The organism is Ruminococcus albus 7 = DSM 20455 (genome assembly GCF_000179635.2).
Classification (GTDB): Bacteria; Bacillota; Clostridia; order Oscillospirales; family Ruminococcaceae; genus Hominimerdicola; species Hominimerdicola alba.
Window position 1 is genome coordinate 1,431,632 of record NC_014833.1, and the last position, 20,943, is coordinate 1,452,574.

Genomic DNA, 20,943 nt, shown 5'->3' on the forward strand with positions numbered 1-20,943 from the left:
TTATCCATACAGGATCATTTAATTACCCAAAGTATCAGTCTGGCGATAAGGTATACAGCCTGATACAGCAGAACCACCCAGCCGCCGCAAACCGTTAGTATAAACCCAAGTGCGATGCCGCTTGTGAAGCCTTCACGACCGTACTCCCTCGGGCTATTGCTGTTCCTGAGTGCAGGCGCTGCCCAACCTGAGTCGATACCGAATATGGCTGAGTGTATGCCCAGATAAAGCCACAGCACATAGTATATCAGCGAAATGCGGAATATCCATGTGAATATGAGCCCTATAATATTCAGCATCACGGCACCTCCCGAACGGTCATCCTTACTCGTCCCGATACTCTTGATCTTTCTTTTGATTTTACCACAACGATATGGTTTTGTCAACGTAAAAACGCCCGGAAAACGTAAATTTTTTCGGGCGTTCATGTTTAATTATTTGGTCGGTCTTATTTAAGATCAAAGACCCTCAGGATTGTTCTTTATAAAATTCCAGCTGCTTGCAGTCATTTCATCGAGGGTCAGCTTAGCTTCCCAGCCGAACACTTTCTTTGCCTTGTCGGGATTTGCATAGCAGGTGGCTATATCGCCCGCACGTCTGGGCATAACCTTGTACGGAAGTTCCTTGCCGCAGGCTTTCTCAAAGCTGTGAAGTACATCATAAACGGAAGAACCCTTGCCTGTTCCGAGATTCACCGCATCGCAGCCTGTATTTTCCATAACGTATTTCAGTGCGCACAGATGCCCCTTTGCAAGGTCAACAACGTGTATATAATCGCGCACTCCCGTACCGTCGGGGGTGTCATAATCATCACCGAAGATACCCAGCCTTTCCAGCTTGCCCACAGCTACCTGACATATATACGGCAGCAGATTGTTGGGTATGCCGTTGGGGTCTTCACCGATGAGTCCGCTCTCGTGTGCACCGATGGGATTGAAGTATCTCAGCAGCGATACCGACCACTCGGGATCTGCCACACATACATCACGTAGTATCTGCTCTATCATCACCTTGGTGTAGCCGTATGGATTGGTGGCAGATGTAGGCATATCCTCGGTGTATGGAGCTTTGTTCACGGGACCGTAAACAGTAGCAGAGGATGAGAATACTATCTTCTTGCAGCCTGCCTTGCGCATAGCCTGTATCAGCAGGAGAGTGCCTGTGATATTATTATGATAGTATTCAACAGGCTTGGCAACGCTCTCGCCAACAGCTTTGAGTCCTGCAAAATGGATAACTGCATCGATCTTGTTTTCCTCGAATATCCTGTCCATCGCAGCGAGATCGAGCATATCAGCTTCATAAAAACCAAATTCCTTGCCTGTTATCTTCCTTATCCTGTTAAGTGCTTCGGGCTTGGAATTGGAAAAGTTATCCATAATAACTACATCATAGCCTGCATTCAGCAGTTCAACAACGGTGTGGCTGCCTATAAATCCTGCACCGCCTGTAACGAGTATCATAGCCATGTCAGATTACCTCCGGTAAATCATTTTAATTAATATATAATCATTATACCATATTCTGCTCATATTTCAATTGACAATTCTGCTAAAAATATGTGACTGATGCTGTTACCCGCGCGAGGGTTATGACAGCTTTTCTTTCAGCTGCTTTTCGATATTATCAGCATCGTCTGAGATTATCAGGATATCAAAACCGCCTGCGCTGAATATCTTTGCGTTATCAAGTTTGGTCATTTCATCGGGACGGTAATCGCGGAATGTGGAGATGCGGTCATCAAGACGCTGTTTCAGCAGTTCCTGACCGTCAGTGCCCTCAGCGAACTTTACAACGGATACCTCGTCTGCATATCCGCCTTCTTCATTATAAAGTATGGCGCCGTCACTGATATTCTCAAAACCTGTGCCGTAAAGCCTTGCAGCGTATTTGTCATATTTCCCCTCAGACTTATGAAGCCTGCCGTCCAGGTTATCTCCGCTTATGCCTTCGATCAGTTCTTCCGCAGAGATATCCGCAGCTGCCTCTGTGCTTTCCGCCGAAGAGGACTTATCTTTATCTGCATTGTTTTTTGCGCTGCAGCCGCCAAGCATTATCGCAGCGGCAAGTATAAGTGCTGTGTATCTATTTTTCTTCGTCATAGTTGTCTGCCACCTCAAAATCTTCATATCCGTCTATCTCGTGATTTTCGTAAAGATATGATATTATAGTATTGTATATCACGCGTTTGCAGCAATCGGCAGGAATACCGAAATATTCGTCCGCCTTTTTGGATAGTTCTTCTTTTATATGAACTCCGTCATTAAGATAACCGCAAAGGATATCGGCAAGCTGTTCTGTCGTTTCTGCGCTTTCACCGAAATTCTTGCATTTCGCAGTGTTGGCGTAGATGATCGGCTTGCGCATTATGCCGGGAGATATCTCGTCGGGATCATCAGTGATTATAAGCGAAGCGCGGCTGATAAGTTTATCTGCATCAAAATCATCAGTAAGCAAGGCTATATTGTCGTGCTTCGGCAGAGCGCACGCTTCGTCATTTGTAACACCTTCAAATGCTATGGTGAAGGTGTATCCGCTTTCTGTCAGCGCATTGAGCATACTTTCGTTTTCCAGCAGTTTTTTGAAGCTGCAGAAGAATTCGCTGTCAGCAAAAGGCTCCTGCTTCACGGGGATATACCTCGCAAGCATTAGCAGCATCTTTTCGTTTCCTGATCTGTCTTTCACAAGATCGTATGATGTAAGTCCTGTCATACGCAGTACCTCAGTGTTCTCGTAGCCGTATTCAGGCTTTCTGAGTTCTTCGGCATACTCGCCGGTACCACAGAAATACAGCCGAACATTGTCGTAAAGACGGTGATTCTTCTGCAGCGTCGGCATATCACACGGACTGTTCTGTAAAAATATGGTATTAGCATGGCAAAGGCTTGCAGCTGTATTGAGCTCATCTTCGTTTGTAGGAAAATTGGTCTTCATTACATCGGGTACGGTAGTTATGTAGGCCTGTGCATTCATGAAAAGAAGCTTGTGCAGCAAAGTGCCTTTGTATAGCGGCTTGTAGCCGTCTGCGATAAGACGCTGTGCGGCAGGGCTCTCCTTGTCTGTAAGATAGTAGCAGTACAGCTCATCGTGCCTTGTCATAGCGTAACGGAACATATCTTCCGCCGCACCGCCGCCATTTTCTGTATCATCTGCAAATATCCATATATTCCTGTTCTTGAACCACGCTCTGCTGCAGCGATAAGCGGTCCTTAGTGTAAAGGGCATACCGCTGTATGCCGCACGTGCCATGGTCTGTCGGAAGTACCTTCGCTGCTCCTTCTCTGTCAGCGGAAGTGTTACCAGTCTGCCGCTTTCGGCACGGGCGAAATATCCGTTGCCCAGTGGGAAAATGCTGTCAGGAGCTCCGTTTTCAAGTTTGCTCCCGCGAGAACTGAACAGCGCTTTAAGTTCGTATTTGCAGCCTTTGAACAGTATAAAGAACCTGAGCTCATTTCTGCCATCTGCGATAGGTACGCTCAGATGGAACGTGCGCTTTCTTTCCAGCTTTTTTCCGAAAAACATTGTGGGCTTGCCTTTTCGGTCATAGGTAAGCTTGTATTCGCTGCCCGCGTATTCTGCCGTGACCTTTGTGCGGCGCTCACTGAAAATGTTGTCGAAGCTTCCGTCTATCTCAATATTATCCTTGTAAAGGTTAAGCTGTACTATCTCGATGAACATATTTGTGCTGTCTGAAAGGATTATGTCCTTCTGCACCGAAAACAGTTTTTCGCTGTTGTAGCTTATATCGGGGAAATAGTTTTCGTGACCGTGCTTCAGACCTAGCAGAAGACGCTTTTCCTCAAAGCGGCAGTTAGATATTTTGTCCAATATTCCGTACACATCACATATTACTTTGTCCTCTACGGGATGCAGTACCTTTTGCAGAGTGTCCGTCAGATATTTTCTTTCTTCCTCGGGATATTCGTTTTTCACCAGACCTCTGTTTATGCACCTGATTACTTTCGAAGTTATGAAATGCTGCAAAAACAGTGGCAGTCTTCCGTCTTTACCCTTGCAGTTTTCGGTAAGGGGGATAAGACATTTTTCAAATACAGCTACCGGGTTTTCTGCAGGAGTAGGCTTGCGGTCTGCCAGCCATGCGGTCAGGCGGTCATCGTAGTAGAATCTTTTGCCTTCGCACAGGGCATTCAGCATACATTTCTGCTGTGTGAATTCTCCTGCTTCTGTTTCAAATATGTGCTGTGCAGCAAAAGATGTACGAAATAATGTACACTCAAACGATGACGGGAAGCAGCTGTGATCCTTGTCAAGCATGATAATACCTGCTTTTGCTGACATCGGGAAGAAAAGATCCTCACCTCTGCCCACAAGTCTGCCGCAGGCGATATCTATGCTGCTGTCATTATCCAGCTTTGTTATCAGCTTTGAAAAATAGTAAGGATCTACCTTTGCGCCTGCACGCATAACGGTGCAGTGATCTGCATTGGCATATTTGATGAATGTGTTCAGCAGTTCGGCTTCACTCTTGCCGCCGATGTTTATAAAGGCTGTCATTCCGAAATCCGAAGAACGCTCCAGGTACAGCTTTTTTCTGTCGTCCTCGGTGAAGTCACCTGCGATGATGAGGAAGATATCCTTAACGAGTCCGCCCGATTGTCCTGCGATGTTTTGTACAGTGTCTAGTGCGACTCTGTCGGAAGCCCCTGCTATAAGCAATACAGAAAGCTTCATATCTCTTCCTCCTTTCTGCCGAATATCTCAGCTATTATCCTGTCGGTGGAATGTCCGTCACAGCTGCCCATGTGATATCTTACACATTTTTCCAGTTCTGCGGCAGAACGGTGATAAAGTTCATTTTCTATGGCATCAGAAAGCTCAGCTGCATTCTGTGCAACTGTGGTTGGAAAACTGTGATAATCAACATAGAATCCGCGCTCCGTATCGAAGTCGTCAAGATCGGGCGCGAAGAATACGAAAGGCTTGCGGTAAAGCAGCCAGTCGAATACCACGCTGGAATAATCTGTTACAAGTATATCTGCCACAGCAAAAAGCCGTTCTGCAGGGAAACCGTCATCTGGCTGCATATGCGGATGCAGCTTTTTAATAAGGTACCAGCCGTTATCGGCGCATACTTTTTCAATATCCTCACCGCCTACCACGTATGGCTCGGCTGCGTTTCCGCGGAATGTGGGAGCCCAGAGCACTATCTTTCTGCCGACAGCCTCGGGGTGGGCTTCAAAGAATTTTTTCCTGCAGAGGTCATTGTACTTGCGGCTGTAATATATGTCAGTACGGCTTATACCCAGTGAGCGCACATTATCGTATCTCTGGCGGAAAGAGCGAGCTATCACGGGGGCAACACAGGGTGCGCTTACCGTCCACAGGTCATAACCGCCAAAGACCTCACCTTTATAAAAGGATGGTACACAGTCTTCGGAATCATAGCCTGCTTTTTTCAGCAGTCCCCCAGAATGCCAAAGCTGTGTGACAAAGGTACCGCTGCGCTTGCGGCAGCTTGATACGGGCAGGAAGGTGTCACATATAAACACATATTCAGCCCTGCCGTAAGCTATCATAAAATCAAGTATAAATCTTACCAGCTCATGCTTTGAGCATTTCTTGAGATCAAGGTAAAACTCCTTTACGTGTACTCCCTTCATTTTTGCGACTTTGTGCCGCATCACACGCATACTGAACGGACAATTGCTGTGGTGGGCATCTGCAAACAGTACAAGACCTTTTTCTATCTTGCCGCGTGAGAAAATAAAATATATACATGGCAGAAGCATATTCTGCAAAAGCATCTTAGCGATCTGCCTGAGTTTCAGTTTAAGGCTCATGGTGAACTCCTCGTAAGTGATGTTATGTAAAGCCCGCAGTACTAATGGCTGTAACGGGCATATTCTTCCTTATACAGTATAACACAAATATATCGGGGTGTCAATCTTGCCCCTTTGAGTATGGACAGGGTAGTTACGGTGAAGAGTATCAAGTTAGCAAAAATCAGTTAAAGAATCACAAAAAATGAACATTAATGCAGGCGCGTATTGTTGACTTGTAACTATAAATATGATATAATAAATACGTTATTTACACGGCAGAGATCTCTGCCGGACGACTTTATATCATGCGCCTCTGCGGCGCCACAATAATAGAGGAGGATTCATTAATGAAGATCTATTCGGTCAACGATCCCGAATTCAGAGAGTTCGGAAAGGTACTGGAGGGCTATGATACCAAGGAGCTTATCGCGGCTATGAATGCTGTTGAAATGCCTGCAGATGGCGTTGCATACGAGCCCTGGATAGATTCTCTGGAAAAATGCGGCATATTCAAGTCCCTGGAGAATAATGCTTTCGGTGGTATGCCCATAGAACTCGGTATGTGCTGGGGTCATAACAAGTTACTGAACTGCCTTGAGTACCACAGGAACAGCGAGATAAACATCGGTGCGACAGATTTCGTTCTTCTGCTTGCCAAGCAGGAAAAGATAATCGACGGCGTGCTGGATACCGCTGATGTAAAGGCATTCCGTGCACCTGCAGGTGCTGTTGTTGAGGTTTATGCTACATCTCTGCACTATGCTCCCTGTCAGACTGAGGACGGTGGTTTCAGAGTAGCTATAGTACTCCCAAGAAACACCAATACAGATCTTGCCAAGGGCGATATAATTGATTCAGAGGACAAGACCCTCTGGGCAAGAAACAAGTGGCTGCTGGCTCATGCTGATTCTGCTGAGGCAAAGCAGGGCGCTTACATCGGTCTGAAGGGCGAGAATATATCTATCTGACCACTGTAACAGTGTAATACAAAAAAAGAAGCATCGCGGAGATGCTTCTTTTTTTGTATTATGGTTATCCATATTTTGTATTTAAGTCAGGCGAAAAGCTTTTTGCCTTTTATCCTTGCTGCAAGTTTGGAGATATCTGTAATATTGAATTTACCGTCGCAGTTCACATCAGCGACGACCTGTTCGTATTCGCCGATACTTCTTTTGCTTTTTATGTGGGCAGCGGCTTTTGATATATCGGTAACATTCAAAGTACCGTCACCGTTTATATCCCCGAGCCTGTTTAAGTACACATCTATATCGGAAGGGACATTGTTTCCGTCGAATTCCATAACTCTGGTCACATAGCCGTCAGCTTCCATCTCGATCCTGTACTCAGTGTTGTTGGTGATTTGTGAAAACGGATCCGGGCTCCACGAGTAAAACAAATCCATATTCATTGGTGACGGGAACTGATCGCGGCAATAGATCACTTGACCATCGGAATAAACAGTTACCTTGATGAGTGAAACACCGTTGACAAGCAGCAGCATGGGATTGCTGTAATTTTCGCATTCTTCGGATCTTACAGCATACCTGATCTGTCTGTTGTTGTATTTCTCGGTAAACCTGGTATTATATGGAAGTGCTTCCCACTCGTATGTTTTTTCATTATATATCTCCCAGCCCTTTGAAACTATCTTTCCGTTATAGATATGATCAGGTACCTTTATATCTTTCAGCAGCGTGCCCTTATCTATACGCTGTGAACTGGGTATAGAGTTGACAAACGGCAGATTTTCGGTATATGTCACTGAATTGTAGCCCCTGTCAGTGATAGTGATAGTATAGTCAGAAAGATCGGTTATGTCGTAGCTGAATGTCAGGCAGCCGTTCTCATCGGGAACCGCAGGTAAAGCATCGAAGAAATCATAGTCATATTTATCGGGCTGTATATAAAGTACATCATCAAAGAATGAGAACAGATCTGTGCTGCTGATCCTGTTTTTGGGTACAGAACCTACACCCGTTCCGGCAGGGATGATACTGCTGTTGGGATCCAGGTTGTTTATCGCAGTCTGAACGGTATCAAAAGGTATACCCTTATTATCTCCGCTGCTGCTGCCGATTATGTATATTCCCTCGGGATGTTTGTCCTGTGCTTTTATAGTGAGTATCTTTCTGCCGCCTTTTTCAGCGATCTTTATGTCGCTTACAGAGGGAGGCACAGTATCGACTGTTATGCCTAAAGACTTTTTCTGTGCAGTGATATCACGGTCACTGTGCATCGGTTCCATTTCGAGATCGAGGGTATAATCACCGTCTTCGGCAAAGTATACAGGGTCGAGATATATCTGGGATGCCTCTTGTGTGTAGATCGGGTTTTCGTATGACAGAAGGGGTATTATGCTTCCGTTCTGACCGGTCATATATGCTTTTTTGAGTATGCCTGTGCGTTTGCCGAAATAATTATAGCACATTATGTCAGCTATATCGTCCTGATTGGGTGAAATGAAATATCTGTGACGGGTAGCTTCATCCATCTTTTGGGATGCTGTTTCAAAGTCTTCGATCATAAATGCGTTAAGGTATTCGGATATGGATACCGAAGCCGGAAGGTAATTGCCGAGAAGCGGAGTTTTCATAACGTTTTCCATAAATTCCGTATTGCCTTCAATGAAATCATCACCGATGATCGGTGCAGCGTTCCAGTCACCGTGGAAGCCTGTTATCGGTACAGATATGTCTGAACAGTACTCAGCCCCGGAAAGTGTAAGGTAACCCTCAGCGAACCAGCCGTTTTTGAATATCCCGTCAAGTGTGTTAACATTGTCGGGGTCAAGGGTCACATTAACGGTGAAGGTCATCTCACTGCCGGCCTTTACGGATATATCATCCGTTGAAAATACTGCAGAATGTTCAAGGACTGCCGGCTTATCCGTGAGGATCGGTGAATATGTGAATTCATCATCTTCCACTGATTCGGATATCATTATAAGATCCGCACTCTTAAAGTGTACATCCTTGTCACCGTAATTATGCAGGGTAACATCGAAACTGAATTCATCACCCAGCATTGAACCGAGGCATACGGATGCATCTCCGTTGTTTGTCATGGTAACACAGCAGTTGCCCAGGGCATTCATATCCACCATTCCTGCGCCCTGTCTTCTGGGAGAGTATGGGATGTCGTCAAGCATTACCTTTTCGGCGGTATTCATAAGCAGAGCCTTGACAAGTGCTGTCTTTTCACTGCCCGAGACCTTCCATCCCTTGTTTTCGATATACTCCGCAGCCAGTGCCGAACAGCCTGCCGCAAAAGGTGTAGCCATAGAAGTTCCGTCCATGCTTTCGTAACCATCATACGAAGCAGAAAGCACTCCCTGACCGGGGGCTGCTATCTCGGGCTTCAGTTCAAGTGTCTGTACACTGCCTATAGATGAGAAATCAGCTATACCCTTTATTTCATGCTCGGTATATTCATCAAGATCTACGATGATATGGTGATCGGTCTGGGCAAGCACTCTTTTGCTGCCGCTGAGATCTGTTCCTATGGCGATAAAATCAGGGTCATCAAAAAGCTGATTCTCTGAATGAAAATCATTATCGCATGAGCACAGCAATACACCTGCAGCACCTGCTTTTTTAGCGTTTAGTTCAGTTTCGTACAGATCATTCCTGAAAGAAACATTTTCTACCAGCACAAGCTTTCCCTTAACGTCATGGGCTTCTATCTCTTCTTTGCTGCCTGAACCGCAGTTTACAAATTCGTATTTAACTTTACCGTGTTTTTCTTCTGTTGTAGATGCTAAACAATATACTTTCGTGTCGTCAGCAAGTTCCATTCTGTTATACAGATCAAAGGATACACCGGTGGCTGCAACAGTGAAAACATCATCAAGAAAACCGGGAGTATCTATTATACTGCGGTCAACATCTGCGGGGTCAGATTCGGGAGTGCCGGAATTTCCTACTGCTGCACATACTACTACCCCTGCATTATCAGCGTTTTTCAGAACTGTTCCGTAAAGTTCTTCCTGATCGGTGCTCAGACAGTGCTGCCCGAAACTCAGGTTGACAACGTCTGCGCCCAGCTTTACAGCATCTTCAATACCTGCCACAGCTACAGAGTCATCTATAGAAGGTCCGAAATAGGGACTGTAATCAAATCCTGCCATGAATATAAGCTGTGCATCGGGCGCTGCACCGCTCATCATATCACCGTCATCGTACGGATCCACTCTGTTGCCCGCAGCTATGCCGCATACGTGCGTACCGTGGAACATCTCCTCGACATCACTGCCGACAGCATAGCGATCGTCTTTATTGATAAGTGATACCGCGTATGGGATCTTGCTGCTGCGATAGGCTGAGTCGGGGTCGATATCGAAATTCAATCCTCGGTTCTCCACAGCATTTTTGATATCATCCTTTGTGAGCTTTACGAAAGAATCATCCTCGAAGGCTGAGAACATCTCATGGTCGAGGTTAAGCTCGGTATCAATAACAGCGATGACCTTGCCCTTGCCTGTGATATCCGTATCGGCGCAGAATTTATTTATGCCCGTGAGTTCACGGTAGGTCTGCATACTGGGTATCTGGTTTGTTTTTGATATCATTATGTCCTTTATACCGCTGAGCTTGCCGGCTTCATCTATCAGTTCGCGGGGAAGCGTGCAGGCAAAACCGTTGAATACTGCATCATAAGTAAAATCCAGCTCTGCATCAGGGTATAGAGAAAGTATCTCCCCGAAAGCATTGTGACGCATATTTTCCAACTGCTGTACTCTTGCCTTTGCAGCGTAGGTATCAAGATAGTCCGCACCCATATCTCCCTTATCTGCAGCAAGTACAGGGTCACCGTAAAGCTCCACTATGACCTGCACTATATCGTCATATACAGCTTTTTTCTCGGTGCCAAGGGCAGCTGCAGGAAGTATATACGATGTACCTACTGCGACTGCAGAAACTATTCCTGTTAATTTTTGTAATGATTTTTTGTTCATATTGTCACCTCTCAGAATAAAATGTAAAAAAATGGTGTTTATCATTTGAAAGACTTATTTCGCAGAACTTTATACTTTATAAATTATACCTTAACTAATTATATTTGTCAATGATTATCCTGATACTTATGAAAATATTAAGAAGCCCCGGAAATGTCAGTCAAGCTTGCTATTGCTAAAATAACGAAAGTATGTTATAATGTCTCTACAGGGAGTGATGAACGTGGACGAAATGTCTTTTTCATACAGGGTCAAGTCAGAGATCATCGAGAGGATAAACACCTCACAGAAAGCTGATGCCTGTCTTATGGGGCTGCTGTGCTGCTGTAACGAACTCAGCGACAAGGGTATACTTTTTCTTACCGAGAACACTTTGGTAAAGGATTTTTTCGTGCGCAACGTGTGCAGGATACTTAAAGACGATGCCGCTGTGGACGTAAGTGAAGCCGAGCGCCGAAGCGGTGTAACGCTTTACAGCCTTACTATGCCCGATAAGGAGCAGAGGATATATCTGCTTGACTATTTCGGTATGGATGAGAGCAGAAGGCTGACAGAGGAGTATCTTCCCAAGGATAAGTTCTTCCCTCAGCTGGCGGCAGGGATATTTCTCGCCTGCGGTTCTGTGAATGATCCCAGCAAAAAGTATCACATGGAATTCGTTATGCCCACGCTGGATCTCTGCAACGATCTGGGTCTGCTGCTTATCGAGCGCCATGAGATCCTCCCGAAGCACGTTGAGCGCAAGGGTGCTCAGGTCATGTATATAAAGGAGTCCGAGAATATTATTGATATGCTGACGCTTATGGGTGCTACAATGTGTTCAATGGAACTTATGAACGTCAAGATGGAGAAGGATGTCCGCAATAAGATAAACCGCGCCATGAACTGCGATAACGCCAATATAGATAAGACCCTGCGTGCGGCTGAGCGGCAGGTGGCTGATATAGAGCTTATAGATCAGAAGATCGGACTTTCGGCGCTCCCCGAACAGCTGAGGGAAATGGCTGAACTCAGGCTTGAGAATCCTGATTACAACCTGAAACAGCTGGGTGCCGAGATGAACCCGCCCATATCCCGTTCAGGTGCTAATCACCGTTTGCAGAAGCTTGCTGAAATGGCTGAGGATCTGAGAAAAAAGCATGACGCTGATCGGAGCTGATTTTTGCTCACGGTGAAAAAATGTTTTCCGTGTTAAGATGGTTTCTGCACTTGACAAAAGTTGGATTTGGGTATATAATAATATCGTTATTTATTTGACAAAGGCAACTTATTATAAAACGGTAAATTGCGGTCTTATTGTGAGTGAACAACTCAATACCGCTGACCATGACTCGGGAGGGCAGTTCATAGATGGGTAAGAACGGTAATATATCAACATCGGTCATAAAACGTCTGCCGAGGTATTACAGGTTCCTTGGTGAGCTTGAAAAGCAGGAAGTCGAGAGAATATCTTCAAGGGAGCTTTCCGAGAAGATGAATCTTACTGCATCTCAGATAAGACAGGATCTTAACTGCTTCGGCGGTTTCGGGCAGCAGGGCTACGGGTATCATGTAAAATCTCTCAGGGAGGAGATAGGGCATATACTCGGTGTGGATAAGGAATTCCCGACTATACTTATCGGTGCGGGAAATCTCGGCAAGGCGATCGCCATGCATATAAATTTCGCTTCCAGGGGATGCAGACTTGTAGGTATATTTGATGCTAATCCCCGCCTGACAGGTGAAACTGTCGGCAGCATAGCCATAAGGCATACCGATGAGATAGATGCTTTCTGCGAAGAGGAACACCCTGTCATCGCTGTGCTGTGTATACCAAAGGCGAATACACAGGCTATAGCGGATAAGCTTGTTGAGCTTGGCATAAGATCATTCTGGAATTTTTCACATTACGATCTTACCATTGATCACAAGGGCATCGAGGTTGAGAACGTCCATTTGGGTGACAGCCTGCTTACTCTTACCTATCGTACAAATCAGCTGGATAAGCCTGAGGAATAAGAACATATAGATGCAGCCCGTGAGAATCATCTCGCGGGCTTTTTTGTACCAGAAACGGCATACCGCAAAGGTATGCCGTAAGATCTTTATATTGATGATGTATACTGCTATATGAGTCTGCGGATACATACTATAGGTGGATTATACAGCTGGTAGTAGGCAAGTTCGGAGTATATTATGCCCACACTGCTGTTAGCAGCGTGTACTATCCTTCCGTTGCCGTTGTATATTGCTACGTGGGTTATACTGCTTATGCCGCCGTATCCGAAGAATATAAGGTCGCCTTCCTGCAGATCGTTATAGCTTACGGCTGTGCCGTAGCTTGCCTGCGAAGCCGCAAAATGCGGCAGAGATATGCCTATCTGAGCGTAGGAAAGCATAACAAGTCCCGAGCAGTCATTGGCGCGGTAGCTTGCACCGCCCCATACATACGCACCGCCTACGTTGCTGCGGGCGTATTCCATAACTTTATTTATCTTTGCCTGACGCGAATCATCTATCGGCTGTGGCTGAGGCTCGGGTTCCGGCTCGGGCTCAGGTTCAGGCTGAGGCTCGGGTTCCGGCTGAGGCTCCGGCTCAGGCTGAGGTTCGGGCTCGGGCTCTTCCGTCTTTTTGGTTGTAGTTACCTTTTTCTTGGCAGTAGTAACAGGCTCGTTATCAGTAGGCTCGTCCACATCGGGTGAAACAGTGGTCTGCTTCGTAGTAGTTGCTTCATCCTCCGAGCTGTCGCCTGCGGTCTTCTTGCTGCCCTCTGTCTTCTCTGTTACGGGAGCGGTAGTAGTCTTGACGGTGGCAGTCTTTCTTGCTTCGGTGAGTTCTGAAGAACGCAGTTCCATTGCCGCTTTATCCAGCGCCATGGTATCCAGCTTTCCGTCAGCACTGTCAATGAGCTTTTTCAGCGTCGCTTTCTCTTTGTTCAGTTCTTCTCTCATAGTTGAGTACTGTGCTGTCTGCGCCTTCAGTTTCTCCGAGCTTTCCGCTATCTCGGCTTCTACTGCCTCTATCTCGCGCTTTTTTTCCATAAGCTCGTCCAGTGCTTCATCATCGTGAGAAGCTACGCGCTTAACAAGTTCAAGACGCATCAGTACATCAAAGAAATCAGAGGAATTTACAAGTACATTTTCGTATGAACTTATACCGCCTGCAACGTACATGGTTTTCAGCCTTTTCATGAATTCGGCTTTCAGTACCTCTATCTCCTCGTTTTTCTTTTGCAGATCATTTTCCGCCGCGAGCAGACGGCTGTCCAGATCTACCATAGCATCTTCATTTTTCGCAAGCTGTTCCTCTACGTTGTCGATCTTTGCTTTTACCGCAGTGTACTGAGTTTTCAGCGCTTTAAGATCGCCTTTCTGCTTTTCAAGCTCAGCTTCTGCCTCAGCTATTTTTTTATCAAGTGCCTCCTGCTCGGCTTTCAGCAATTCCAGCTCTGAACTGTACTCCTCATGAGAAGGGGCTGCCGATATGCTTAGCATATTCTCCTTGCTGCCCGCATTTCCGAACACGCCTGCTGCGAGGGTAAGTGCAAGACAGATGGCTATGGCTTTCTTGACTGTATATTTATTGTTTATCATTTTTTCGGTCTGTCCTTTCAGCTGCCGTAGAACGTTATGGTTTGTAACCGTAACGTAATTTTTTATTTAATTATACTCAAAATCGGCAGCCTTGTCAAGTTAAATATTTCTGAACATGCGGTAAATAGGAGTTTTTCATGGCTTGAAATGCCGAGAAAGGTTACATTTCGCTTACATTGTGATGAATTTATGAAACTTTTTCGTTGGGATCTTTTTCTGTTTTTTTCAGGGTGCATCCTTTGAAATAGTGATCGAGTATCTCCTCGCATGAACTGCCGTTCTCTGCCATGGTATTTGCACCGTACTGACTCATGCCGACCATGTGCCCGTATCCTTTTGCTGTAAATACTATACTGCTGTCATCGCACCTGAAAGTGAAGCAGGGTGAAGCTATACCGCAGGCAGAAACGAACTTCTGTACATCCACTTCGGTGCCGCATAATACTGCCGAAGTTACATAGCCCCGTTCATTTTTTTCTGTGACCAGCCATTTATCTTCAGCACCGTGTAAAGTAATGCCAAAGCATTCGTCTGCAATAGCCCGCATTTCATCGTAGGAAATGTCAGCATCACTTTCGATCCCTTTAAGTAAAGCGTCACTGCTGCTGTCGGCAGGCTGAAGATAGGGTATGTCCTGTCCCCATGCACATAAAGCGCTTTCTGTACTGCCCGATGATGCCGAATGATAAGCAGCTGTCACAGGCTCACCTTTATAAGTAAGTATCCAAGGTGCTTTGCGGACTGCTTTCAGTACTCGGCGCCGCACTTTGTCATGATCGCTCTCGAAGTGATCCTTTGCCTCCTCAGGTGTTAAAAAACTCTGGTAGATATTGTCATCATCACTGATAACAGCACCGTGCAGCGAGGGCGTGGGATCTTTCTCTTCGCTGAGGGTGCGGCGGTATATGTAGGTCCTTGCCAGTACAGCCTGTGCTTTTAGTGCCTCCTCATTGAAATCAGCAGGCATCTGAGCAAGCACTGCTCCGACGATGTATTCCTCCAGCGGGTATTCCACTACCTTGTTTTCATGGTTCAGATATACCCTGACATTCATATCCTCATCCGTTTTCTTTATACCCGTGAATACAAGACACGGTATCAGTGCCATACATACCGTCAGCACAACAGCGCATTGAACATCAGCTCTCATCCTATGACCTCCCGGAGTAATGTTTGTCCGTATGTATTATATATATGCACGCAGCACAGCATATAGAACTGTTTTGAATAAAACGGCTATCCTCATATAGACAGATAAAACAGCCGTACATGACTCATCGTGTACGGCTGCAGCTATGTAATTTTATGTTATGATCACTTTCCCTATCCTACTGTTTTATAAACGGTAAAGTCACCAGCGGACTTTCCACCTCTCGCTGAGCTTTTCAGCGCTTTCGCTCACCTGAACGGTTTTCTTTTCGATCTTTTCACTATGGCAAAGCTCTGAAAGATGCTTTTCAAATGTATCTTCATCAACGGGTATATCTGCTTTGCTGTCAGTCCATGAGGATACATAAGCCGCATTTGATATGGAGAGGGAACTGAGTCCTTCTTCACCGGGGGCGATAAGCTCTGCACCGTCAAGGATAGCATCGGCAAAGTTATTGAGTATCAGCGGATGACCGTCGGGCTCCTCGGCTGTAAATTCCTCATAGTCGCTTTCAGGCCATACAAAGCCGTCCTTGCAGTTGAAGCAGGTCACACGCTCGTCCTCTTTCAGCTTCCACCATTTTAGCTTGCCGTCTTCCAGCACCAGCTTGCCTTTAGTTCCCGATATCTCAAGGCGGTTCGAGCCGGGAGCTTCACCCGTTGTGGATATGAACACAGCGGTAGCGCCGTTTTCATATTCGCCGTAGATAGTAACATCGTCCTCAACACCTATGTTGTGATATTTTCCCACGGTGCAGAAGGCTCTTATACTTACAGGCATACCGAATATCCACTGCCACAGGTCAAGGTTATGTGGTGCCTGGTTCAGCAGAACACCGCCGCCTTCACCGTTCCAGGTGGCACGCCAGCTTCCCGAGTCGTAGTAAGCCTGTGTGCGGTACCAGTTGGTGACTATCCATACCAGCCTTTTGCGCTCACCCAGCTGACCGCTCCTGACTATCTCTCTTGCCTTTGCGTATATAGGATTCGTGCGCTGGTTGAACATTATGCCGAATTTAACATTTGCAGCCTTGGCAGCCTCATTCATCTCACGTACCTGTCTGGTGTATACTCCCGCAGGCTTTTCTGTCATAACGTGTATGCCGCGTTTAAAGCACTCAATTGCGAGCTTTGGGTGGTCATAATGCGGCACAGCTATTAGGGCTGCGTCAATAAGACCGCTGTCAAGCATTTCTTCTGCATTGTCAAATGCCTTGGCTGACGGGCATATCTCACTTGCCTTGTCAAGCTTCTCGCATACGATATCCGCGAAAGCAGTAACAGTTATCCTCGGGCTTTCGCCTTTCATTATGCTCCTCAGATGACCGCTGCCCATATTTCCCATACCAATGATACCAAGTCTGATCTTATTCATATGCCTGACCTCCTGTCAATTCTTTAAGTGCCGATACTGCTGCAGCAAATGCCGCCTGCGAGTCGGGGTATACATATTTTCCGATGTTTGATTTTTTATCAGCTTCAAGATCTTCAAGTCCCTTGAATACCGAAAGATGAGGTTCTACCGTCAGCACCTCTCCCTTATATTCTCCCAGCAGATATGCTATCTCACCCGCGCCTTTTCCTGCAGGTACCACACTGCCGTCTTCAAGTGCATCCTTGATGTGCATATATTCCACATAAGGCAAAAGCTTACTCCATGCCTCTTTAGTGTCCTGACCGCACTGGATGAAATTGGCAGGGTCGAATATACCCTTCAGCTGCGGAAGCGCTTTGTGTATCTCCAGACATTTATCTGCAGTATCGCCGTATATTCCTTTTTCGTTTTCGTGGCACAGTATGATACCGCTGCCCTCAGCTGCTTTGATAAAGCGTGTCAGCTTTTCAAGCACAGGTCCGATCTCATCGGTGCCGTAAAAACTGAAAAGCCTTAAATGCCTGCATCCCAGTATATCTGCGTTTTCAAGGCATCGTTTGAAGCTTTCAAGGTGCGGCTCAAAGTCATCGTTTATGCCTATCTTGCCGTAAGGTGAACCTATAGACCATACACCAAGTCCTTCTTCATCCAGCCTTTTACGTATCTGCTTCGCTTTTTGCTGAGATATATCTGCTATGTTTTCTCCGTCAACACCTCTTATCTCAAGCAGGCTTACCCCGTTGTTTTTCATCGCATATATCTGCCCCTCAAGATCATTGGCTGCCTCATCTGCAAATGCTGCTATTTTCAGTTTCATAAAGATGACCTCCTTCTGTTATTTTCTGAGTATATGATATCATAATCAGATATGCATTACAATTGTTGAATTATTCAAAAGTATTGCAAATCGGGTCATTTTGTGGTATGATATAAACAGGGGGTGAGAGTATGGATATCCTGAATGAATTTACAGTCGGTGATATGTATATCCGCCATGCCATTGATGAAACTCCGGATGGCAGGAACTATGATCTTCATATCCATGACAAATGTGAGATATTTTATTTCATGGTTATCCCTTTAACACACCATTACAAAATGCTATATAACAATGAATCATCGTGTTGATGTTATCCTTCCCCCGCCTGCGGCGGGGGAAGGATAACCGCCGAGTATTTCTAGTTCTGATATTACACCAAATTAATTGGTGTGTAAACGGGATAATCAGATTTTATTTTATATCAGGCAGTGCCGAATACCTTGTGGAAGGTTCTGTATATCCGCTGAAAAAGGGGAGTATGCTCATCATGCGTGCGGGTGAAGCACACTGTATAAGGATCCTTCGTGCCGACAGGTATGAGCGCTATGCAATAAACTTTCCCTTATCTGCCTTTGAAAGCATAGATCCCGAGGGTATGCTGACATCCATTTATACCGCCCGTGAACTCGGTGAGAATAACCACTTTCATATGAGCGGGTATGAAGATATATTTGAGCAGATGTGTGACAGCTCGCTTGACAGCTACAGCAGACAGGTAAAGATAAAGGTAGGTATCCTGAGGATTCTTGATGCGCTCAATGATGCATCAAATAAAAAACATCATCCGCCTGCAGAAAACAGCTTTGAAGCGCAAATGCTGAGATATATCAATGAAAATCTGTTCGATAAGCTTACAGTTGACAGCCTTGCGGAGCATTTCTTCCTTAGCCGTTCACAGTTCGGCAGAGTGTTCAAAAAAGCCACAGGTGCTTCTCCGTGGGATTATATAACTGCAAAAAGGCTCATAACAGCCAAGGAAATGATAGAGAAGGGTTACACAGCCAAAAAAGCCGCCGAGGATTGCGGCTTCAGTGACTATTCATCGTTTTACAGGGCGTTCGTCAAAAGATTCGGAAACAGCCCTAAAGGCTGATAGTTAATTATTTGATTTTGATAAAAAATCGCTTTACTTTTCCCGGGAAATATGATATACTTATCAAGTAGTGTATTTTGATCTTTATATTTGCGGGAGGTGGGTAAATGGCAGGCAAAAAAGATAAGAGCTTCGTCCGTAATGTCGCTAAGGAGCGAACTTACCGAAATCAGAACGAGGAGTATGACGACGCTTATTTCAAATGGCGTGCCGATGAGACCAATCAGTTTTCCTTCAACTATGTACACGATTCGCGTGAACATTCATATATGGCAGGAAGAGGTTTTATAAAACACGATGCTGATACTGCCGAGAGTGAAACTCTGCATAACTGTCTGAGGCTTCTTGGTGCTGTCATGCTGGTGATGCTGCTTTTTGATGTGGTCAATTATCTGCTGGCGATATATCTTAACGGAGGCACCTGCAGCGCTGTGTTTTTTTCAAACAGGTTCTCATTCGGAGAGGCTTCGGAGTATTCCTGCATAGTTTATACCTGTGTAAGTATACTTAAATACATAACGGCTATCGTCATATATCAGGTGCGATCAAAGCTTCAGCGTAAGGTGGCTTTGCCTGCAGGCAGCGGTAATGACACGGCTGAATTCAGGGCAACGGCAATAATGATGCTGCTTCTGATAACCGTAATGGGCAGATTTGCCAGCTTCATACTTTCTACGTTCCTCAGCGTTGTAAAGGTCGATTCGGTATATATGTATATGTTTGACAGCAACGAGCCAATGATACAGGCGATGTCGATAGCTTACAACTGCCTCATAATGCCTGTTCTCTGTGAGATCCTTTTCAGGGGGCTGGTACTGCAGAGTTTCCGTCAGTTCGGTGATTCCTATGCTGTAGCTGTGGCGAGCATAGCCTGCGGACTCGGCTTCTACGATCTTTCGTATATAGGCTATTCCATAATCTGTTCACTGGTAATAGGCGTATTCACGGTACGTTCCGGTTCTATCGTTACTGCTATTCTTATGCATATGGTGACTAACGCTGTGAATTACGCAGTGGTATATGTAGGGCTTCTTAACCGTGGCCTGGGCCGTATACTTGCAATGGCTGTCTGCGTGCTGATATTTGCGGGCGCACTGGTGGCATATACAAGGCTCAATTACCGCAAGGGCTGGAGCTTCAACTCGGATACTAATGAATCCGAGCTGACATTCACAAGGAAGATAAAGATTATGCTGTCATCGAATACAGTGGCTATGTGGTTCGTATGTGCGCTTGTACTGACTATAGTGAATATGAGGATAGGTCAGTGACACGGGATGAGATGTATATGCGCAAGGCACTTGAACTGGCTGCACTTGCAGCTGATGAGGACGAGGTGCCTGTAGGCGCGGTAGTTGTTAAGAAAAGCACAGGCGAGATTGTTGGCAGAGGATTCAACAGAAGGGAATACGGACGTTCTCCTCTTACCCATGCTGAGATAGTCGCGATAGATGAAGCCAGCAGAAAGCTGGGCGGCTGGCGGCTCATAGACTGTGAACTGTTCGTTACCCTTGAACCCTGTCCCATGTGTGCAGGCGCGGTGATAAACTCAAGGGTGGAGCGTGTAGTGTTCGGGGCATATGATAAAAAAGCAGGCTCCTGCGGTTCGGTGGTGGATCTTTTTGGTCTGCCCTATAACCATAAACCCGAATGTATCGGCGGAGTACTTGAGGAGGAGTGTGCTGCTGTACTGACTGAGTTTTTCAAAGGTCTGCGTAAAAGGAAGGTAAAAGTGAATGAGTAGCAGGATATGGTTAGTATTGGCGTGTGTATACGGCATTGTAAATCTGATAGTGTTCGGTATGTACGCCCTTGATAAAAAGAAGGCGGAGGGCGGTAAATGGCGCACACCAGAAAGCAAGCTGATATCTGCCGCGATAGTTGGTATAATAGGTGCTTTGCTTGGCATGGTGGTTTGTCATCATAAGACCCGTAAGTTAAAATTTGCTGTGGGTCTGCCGATCATTTTCTTTACAGAGGTCATAATGGTGACAATGGTATATGTTAAGTTTATACTTCCCAAATAATAATTGCATTGGCTGTGCACGTAAGCACAGCCTTTTTTGTTGTGATTTTGTGTATAAAAAAATATTAATATATGTAGAGATAATCATTTTAATATATAACTTTTGACTGAGTTTAAACAAAATTAAATGATATAAAGATGATATTTTAGCTATCATTTCGTAAAATCTCC

The 20,943-nt window shown here is 45.6% G+C and carries 18 protein-coding genes; 8 read left to right on the forward strand and 10 right to left on the reverse strand.

The features are described from left to right. Nucleotides 1-14: 14 nt before the first annotated feature. From RUMAL_RS06315 to RUMAL_RS06335, 5 genes are all read right to left on the reverse strand, one after another. Entirely contained in the window at nucleotides 15-299 is a 285-nt protein-coding gene (locus RUMAL_RS06315) for a hypothetical protein (protein WP_013497932.1), read from the reverse strand. Nucleotides 300-458: 159 nt separating this feature from the next. Next, nucleotides 459-1,469 (reverse strand): UDP-glucose 4-epimerase GalE, encoded by a 1,011-nt coding sequence (galE, locus tag RUMAL_RS06320; protein ID WP_013497933.1) that lies wholly within the window; start codon nucleotides 1,467-1,469, stop codon nucleotides 459-461. 120 nt (nucleotides 1,470-1,589) lie between these two features. Then, the gene (locus RUMAL_RS06325) at nucleotides 1,590-2,102 is read right to left on the reverse strand and encodes a DUF4358 domain-containing protein (protein WP_013497934.1); all 513 of its coding nucleotides are present in this window, start codon (nucleotides 2,100-2,102) and stop codon (nucleotides 1,590-1,592) included. Next, complete coding sequence (locus tag RUMAL_RS06330) at nucleotides 2,086-4,692, reverse strand: hypothetical protein (RefSeq protein WP_013497935.1); 2,607 nt, start codon at nucleotides 4,690-4,692, stop codon at nucleotides 2,086-2,088. The genes RUMAL_RS06325 and RUMAL_RS06330 overlap by 17 nt, the downstream gene beginning before the upstream one ends. Then, entirely contained in the window at nucleotides 4,689-5,801 is a 1,113-nt protein-coding gene (locus tag RUMAL_RS06335; RefSeq protein ID WP_013497936.1) for a CDP-glycerol--glycerophosphate glycerophosphotransferase, read from the reverse strand. The genes RUMAL_RS06330 and RUMAL_RS06335 overlap by 4 nt, the downstream gene beginning before the upstream one ends. A 329-nt stretch (nucleotides 5,802-6,130) precedes the next feature. On the opposite strand from RUMAL_RS06335, the gene RUMAL_RS06340 reads away from it, so the two are divergent. Then, a complete protein-coding gene (locus RUMAL_RS06340) occupies nucleotides 6,131-6,751 on the forward strand; it encodes a DUF4867 family protein (RefSeq protein WP_013497937.1) in 621 nt (206 codons plus the stop codon). Between the two features lie 86 nt (nucleotides 6,752-6,837). Here RUMAL_RS06340 and RUMAL_RS06345 read toward each other — a convergent pair whose 3' ends face one another. Further along, nucleotides 6,838-10,737 (reverse strand): S8 family serine peptidase, encoded by a 3,900-nt coding sequence (locus tag RUMAL_RS06345; RefSeq protein WP_013497938.1) that lies wholly within the window; start codon nucleotides 10,735-10,737, stop codon nucleotides 6,838-6,840. Nucleotides 10,738-10,954: 217 nt separating this feature from the next. Between RUMAL_RS06345 and whiA the strand changes: the two genes are divergently transcribed. Continuing rightward, a complete protein-coding gene (gene whiA, locus RUMAL_RS06350) occupies nucleotides 10,955-11,896 on the forward strand; it encodes a DNA-binding protein WhiA (protein WP_013497939.1) in 942 nt (313 codons plus the stop codon). 191 nt (nucleotides 11,897-12,087) lie between these two features. Beyond that, nucleotides 12,088-12,735, forward strand: coding sequence for a redox-sensing transcriptional repressor Rex (locus RUMAL_RS06355; protein ID WP_013497940.1), 648 nt, complete (start codon nucleotides 12,088-12,090; stop codon nucleotides 12,733-12,735). A 107-nt stretch (nucleotides 12,736-12,842) separates the two neighbouring features. On the opposite strand, the gene RUMAL_RS06360 is transcribed toward RUMAL_RS06355, so the two are convergent. From RUMAL_RS06360 to RUMAL_RS06375, 4 genes are all read right to left on the reverse strand, one after another. Beyond that, entirely contained in the window at nucleotides 12,843-14,309 is a 1,467-nt protein-coding gene (locus tag RUMAL_RS06360) for a C40 family peptidase (RefSeq protein ID WP_013497941.1), read from the reverse strand. Between the two features lie 187 nt (nucleotides 14,310-14,496). Beyond that, nucleotides 14,497-15,459 (reverse strand): stage II sporulation protein D, encoded by a 963-nt coding sequence (spoIID, locus tag RUMAL_RS06365; protein WP_013497942.1) that lies wholly within the window; start codon nucleotides 15,457-15,459, stop codon nucleotides 14,497-14,499. Nucleotides 15,460-15,660: 201 nt separating this feature from the next. Continuing rightward, nucleotides 15,661-16,833, reverse strand: a complete 1,173-nt coding sequence (locus tag RUMAL_RS06370; RefSeq protein WP_013497943.1) for a Gfo/Idh/MocA family protein — start codon at nucleotides 16,831-16,833, stop codon at nucleotides 15,661-15,663. Next, the gene (locus RUMAL_RS06375; RefSeq protein WP_013497944.1) at nucleotides 16,826-17,650 is read right to left on the reverse strand and encodes a sugar phosphate isomerase/epimerase family protein; all 825 of its coding nucleotides are present in this window, start codon (nucleotides 17,648-17,650) and stop codon (nucleotides 16,826-16,828) included. The genes RUMAL_RS06370 and RUMAL_RS06375 overlap by 8 nt, the downstream gene beginning before the upstream one ends. A gap of 131 nt (nucleotides 17,651-17,781) precedes the next feature. On the opposite strand from RUMAL_RS06375, the gene RUMAL_RS06380 reads away from it, so the two are divergent. The 5 genes from RUMAL_RS06380 (at nucleotide 17,782) to RUMAL_RS06400 (ending at nucleotide 20,773) form a co-directional block, all read left to right on the forward strand. Continuing rightward, nucleotides 17,782-17,961, forward strand: a complete 180-nt coding sequence (locus RUMAL_RS06380) for a hypothetical protein (RefSeq protein ID WP_013497945.1) — start codon at nucleotides 17,782-17,784, stop codon at nucleotides 17,959-17,961. Nucleotides 17,962-18,140: 179 nt separating this feature from the next. Further along, nucleotides 18,141-18,746 carry a helix-turn-helix domain-containing protein gene (locus RUMAL_RS20625; protein WP_162145122.1) on the forward strand — a complete coding sequence of 202 codons (606 nt, stop codon included), beginning with the start codon at nucleotides 18,141-18,143 and terminating at the stop codon, nucleotides 18,744-18,746. Between the two features lie 107 nt (nucleotides 18,747-18,853). Then, the gene (locus tag RUMAL_RS06390) at nucleotides 18,854-20,017 is read left to right on the forward strand and encodes a CPBP family intramembrane glutamic endopeptidase (RefSeq protein WP_013497947.1); all 1,164 of its coding nucleotides are present in this window, start codon (nucleotides 18,854-18,856) and stop codon (nucleotides 20,015-20,017) included. After that, nucleotides 20,014-20,490: a tRNA adenosine(34) deaminase TadA gene (gene tadA, locus RUMAL_RS06395; RefSeq protein WP_013497948.1), complete on the forward strand. Its 477-nt coding sequence runs from the start codon at nucleotides 20,014-20,016 to the stop codon at nucleotides 20,488-20,490. The genes RUMAL_RS06390 and tadA overlap by 4 nt, the downstream gene beginning before the upstream one ends. Next, a complete protein-coding gene (locus RUMAL_RS06400) occupies nucleotides 20,483-20,773 on the forward strand; it encodes a DUF1294 domain-containing protein (protein WP_037304396.1) in 291 nt (96 codons plus the stop codon). The genes tadA and RUMAL_RS06400 overlap by 8 nt, the downstream gene beginning before the upstream one ends. Nucleotides 20,774-20,943 lie beyond the last annotated feature (170 nt).

Bases quoted from the DNA above. Each gene is read 5' to 3' on its own strand.
- RUMAL_RS06315 (WP_013497932.1), bottom strand. From the start codon at position 299: ATGCTGAATATTATAGGGCTCATATTCACATGGATATTCCGCATTTCG.
- galE (WP_013497933.1), bottom strand. From the start codon at position 1,469: ATGGCTATGATACTCGTTACAGGCGGTGCAGGATTTATAGGCAGCCAC.
- RUMAL_RS06325 (WP_013497934.1), bottom strand. From the start codon at position 2,102: ATGACGAAGAAAAATAGATACACAGCACTTATACTTGCCGCTGCGATA.
- RUMAL_RS06330 (WP_013497935.1), bottom strand. From the start codon at position 4,692: ATGAAGCTTTCTGTATTGCTTATAGCAGGGGCTTCCGACAGAGTCGCA.
- RUMAL_RS06335 (WP_013497936.1), bottom strand. From the start codon at position 5,801: ATGAGCCTTAAACTGAAACTCAGGCAGATCGCTAAGATGCTTTTGCAG.
- RUMAL_RS06340 (WP_013497937.1), top strand. From the start codon at position 6,131: ATGAAGATCTATTCGGTCAACGATCCCGAATTCAGAGAGTTCGGAAAG.
- RUMAL_RS06345 (WP_013497938.1), bottom strand. From the start codon at position 10,737: ATGAACAAAAAATCATTACAAAAATTAACAGGAATAGTTTCTGCAGTC.
- whiA (WP_013497939.1), top strand. From the start codon at position 10,955: ATGAACGTGGACGAAATGTCTTTTTCATACAGGGTCAAGTCAGAGATC.
- RUMAL_RS06355 (WP_013497940.1), top strand. From the start codon at position 12,088: ATGGGTAAGAACGGTAATATATCAACATCGGTCATAAAACGTCTGCCG.
- RUMAL_RS06360 (WP_013497941.1), bottom strand. From the start codon at position 14,309: ATGATAAACAATAAATATACAGTCAAGAAAGCCATAGCCATCTGTCTT.
- spoIID (WP_013497942.1), bottom strand. From the start codon at position 15,459: ATGAGAGCTGATGTTCAATGCGCTGTTGTGCTGACGGTATGTATGGCA.
- RUMAL_RS06370 (WP_013497943.1), bottom strand. From the start codon at position 16,833: ATGAATAAGATCAGACTTGGTATCATTGGTATGGGAAATATGGGCAGC.
- RUMAL_RS06375 (WP_013497944.1), bottom strand. From the start codon at position 17,650: ATGAAACTGAAAATAGCAGCATTTGCAGATGAGGCAGCCAATGATCTT.
- RUMAL_RS06380 (WP_013497945.1), top strand. From the start codon at position 17,782: ATGGATATCCTGAATGAATTTACAGTCGGTGATATGTATATCCGCCAT.
- RUMAL_RS20625 (WP_162145122.1), top strand. From the start codon at position 18,141: ATGCGTGCGGGTGAAGCACACTGTATAAGGATCCTTCGTGCCGACAGG.
- RUMAL_RS06390 (WP_013497947.1), top strand. From the start codon at position 18,854: ATGGCAGGCAAAAAAGATAAGAGCTTCGTCCGTAATGTCGCTAAGGAG.
- RUMAL_RS06400 (WP_037304396.1), top strand. From the start codon at position 20,483: ATGAGTAGCAGGATATGGTTAGTATTGGCGTGTGTATACGGCATTGTA.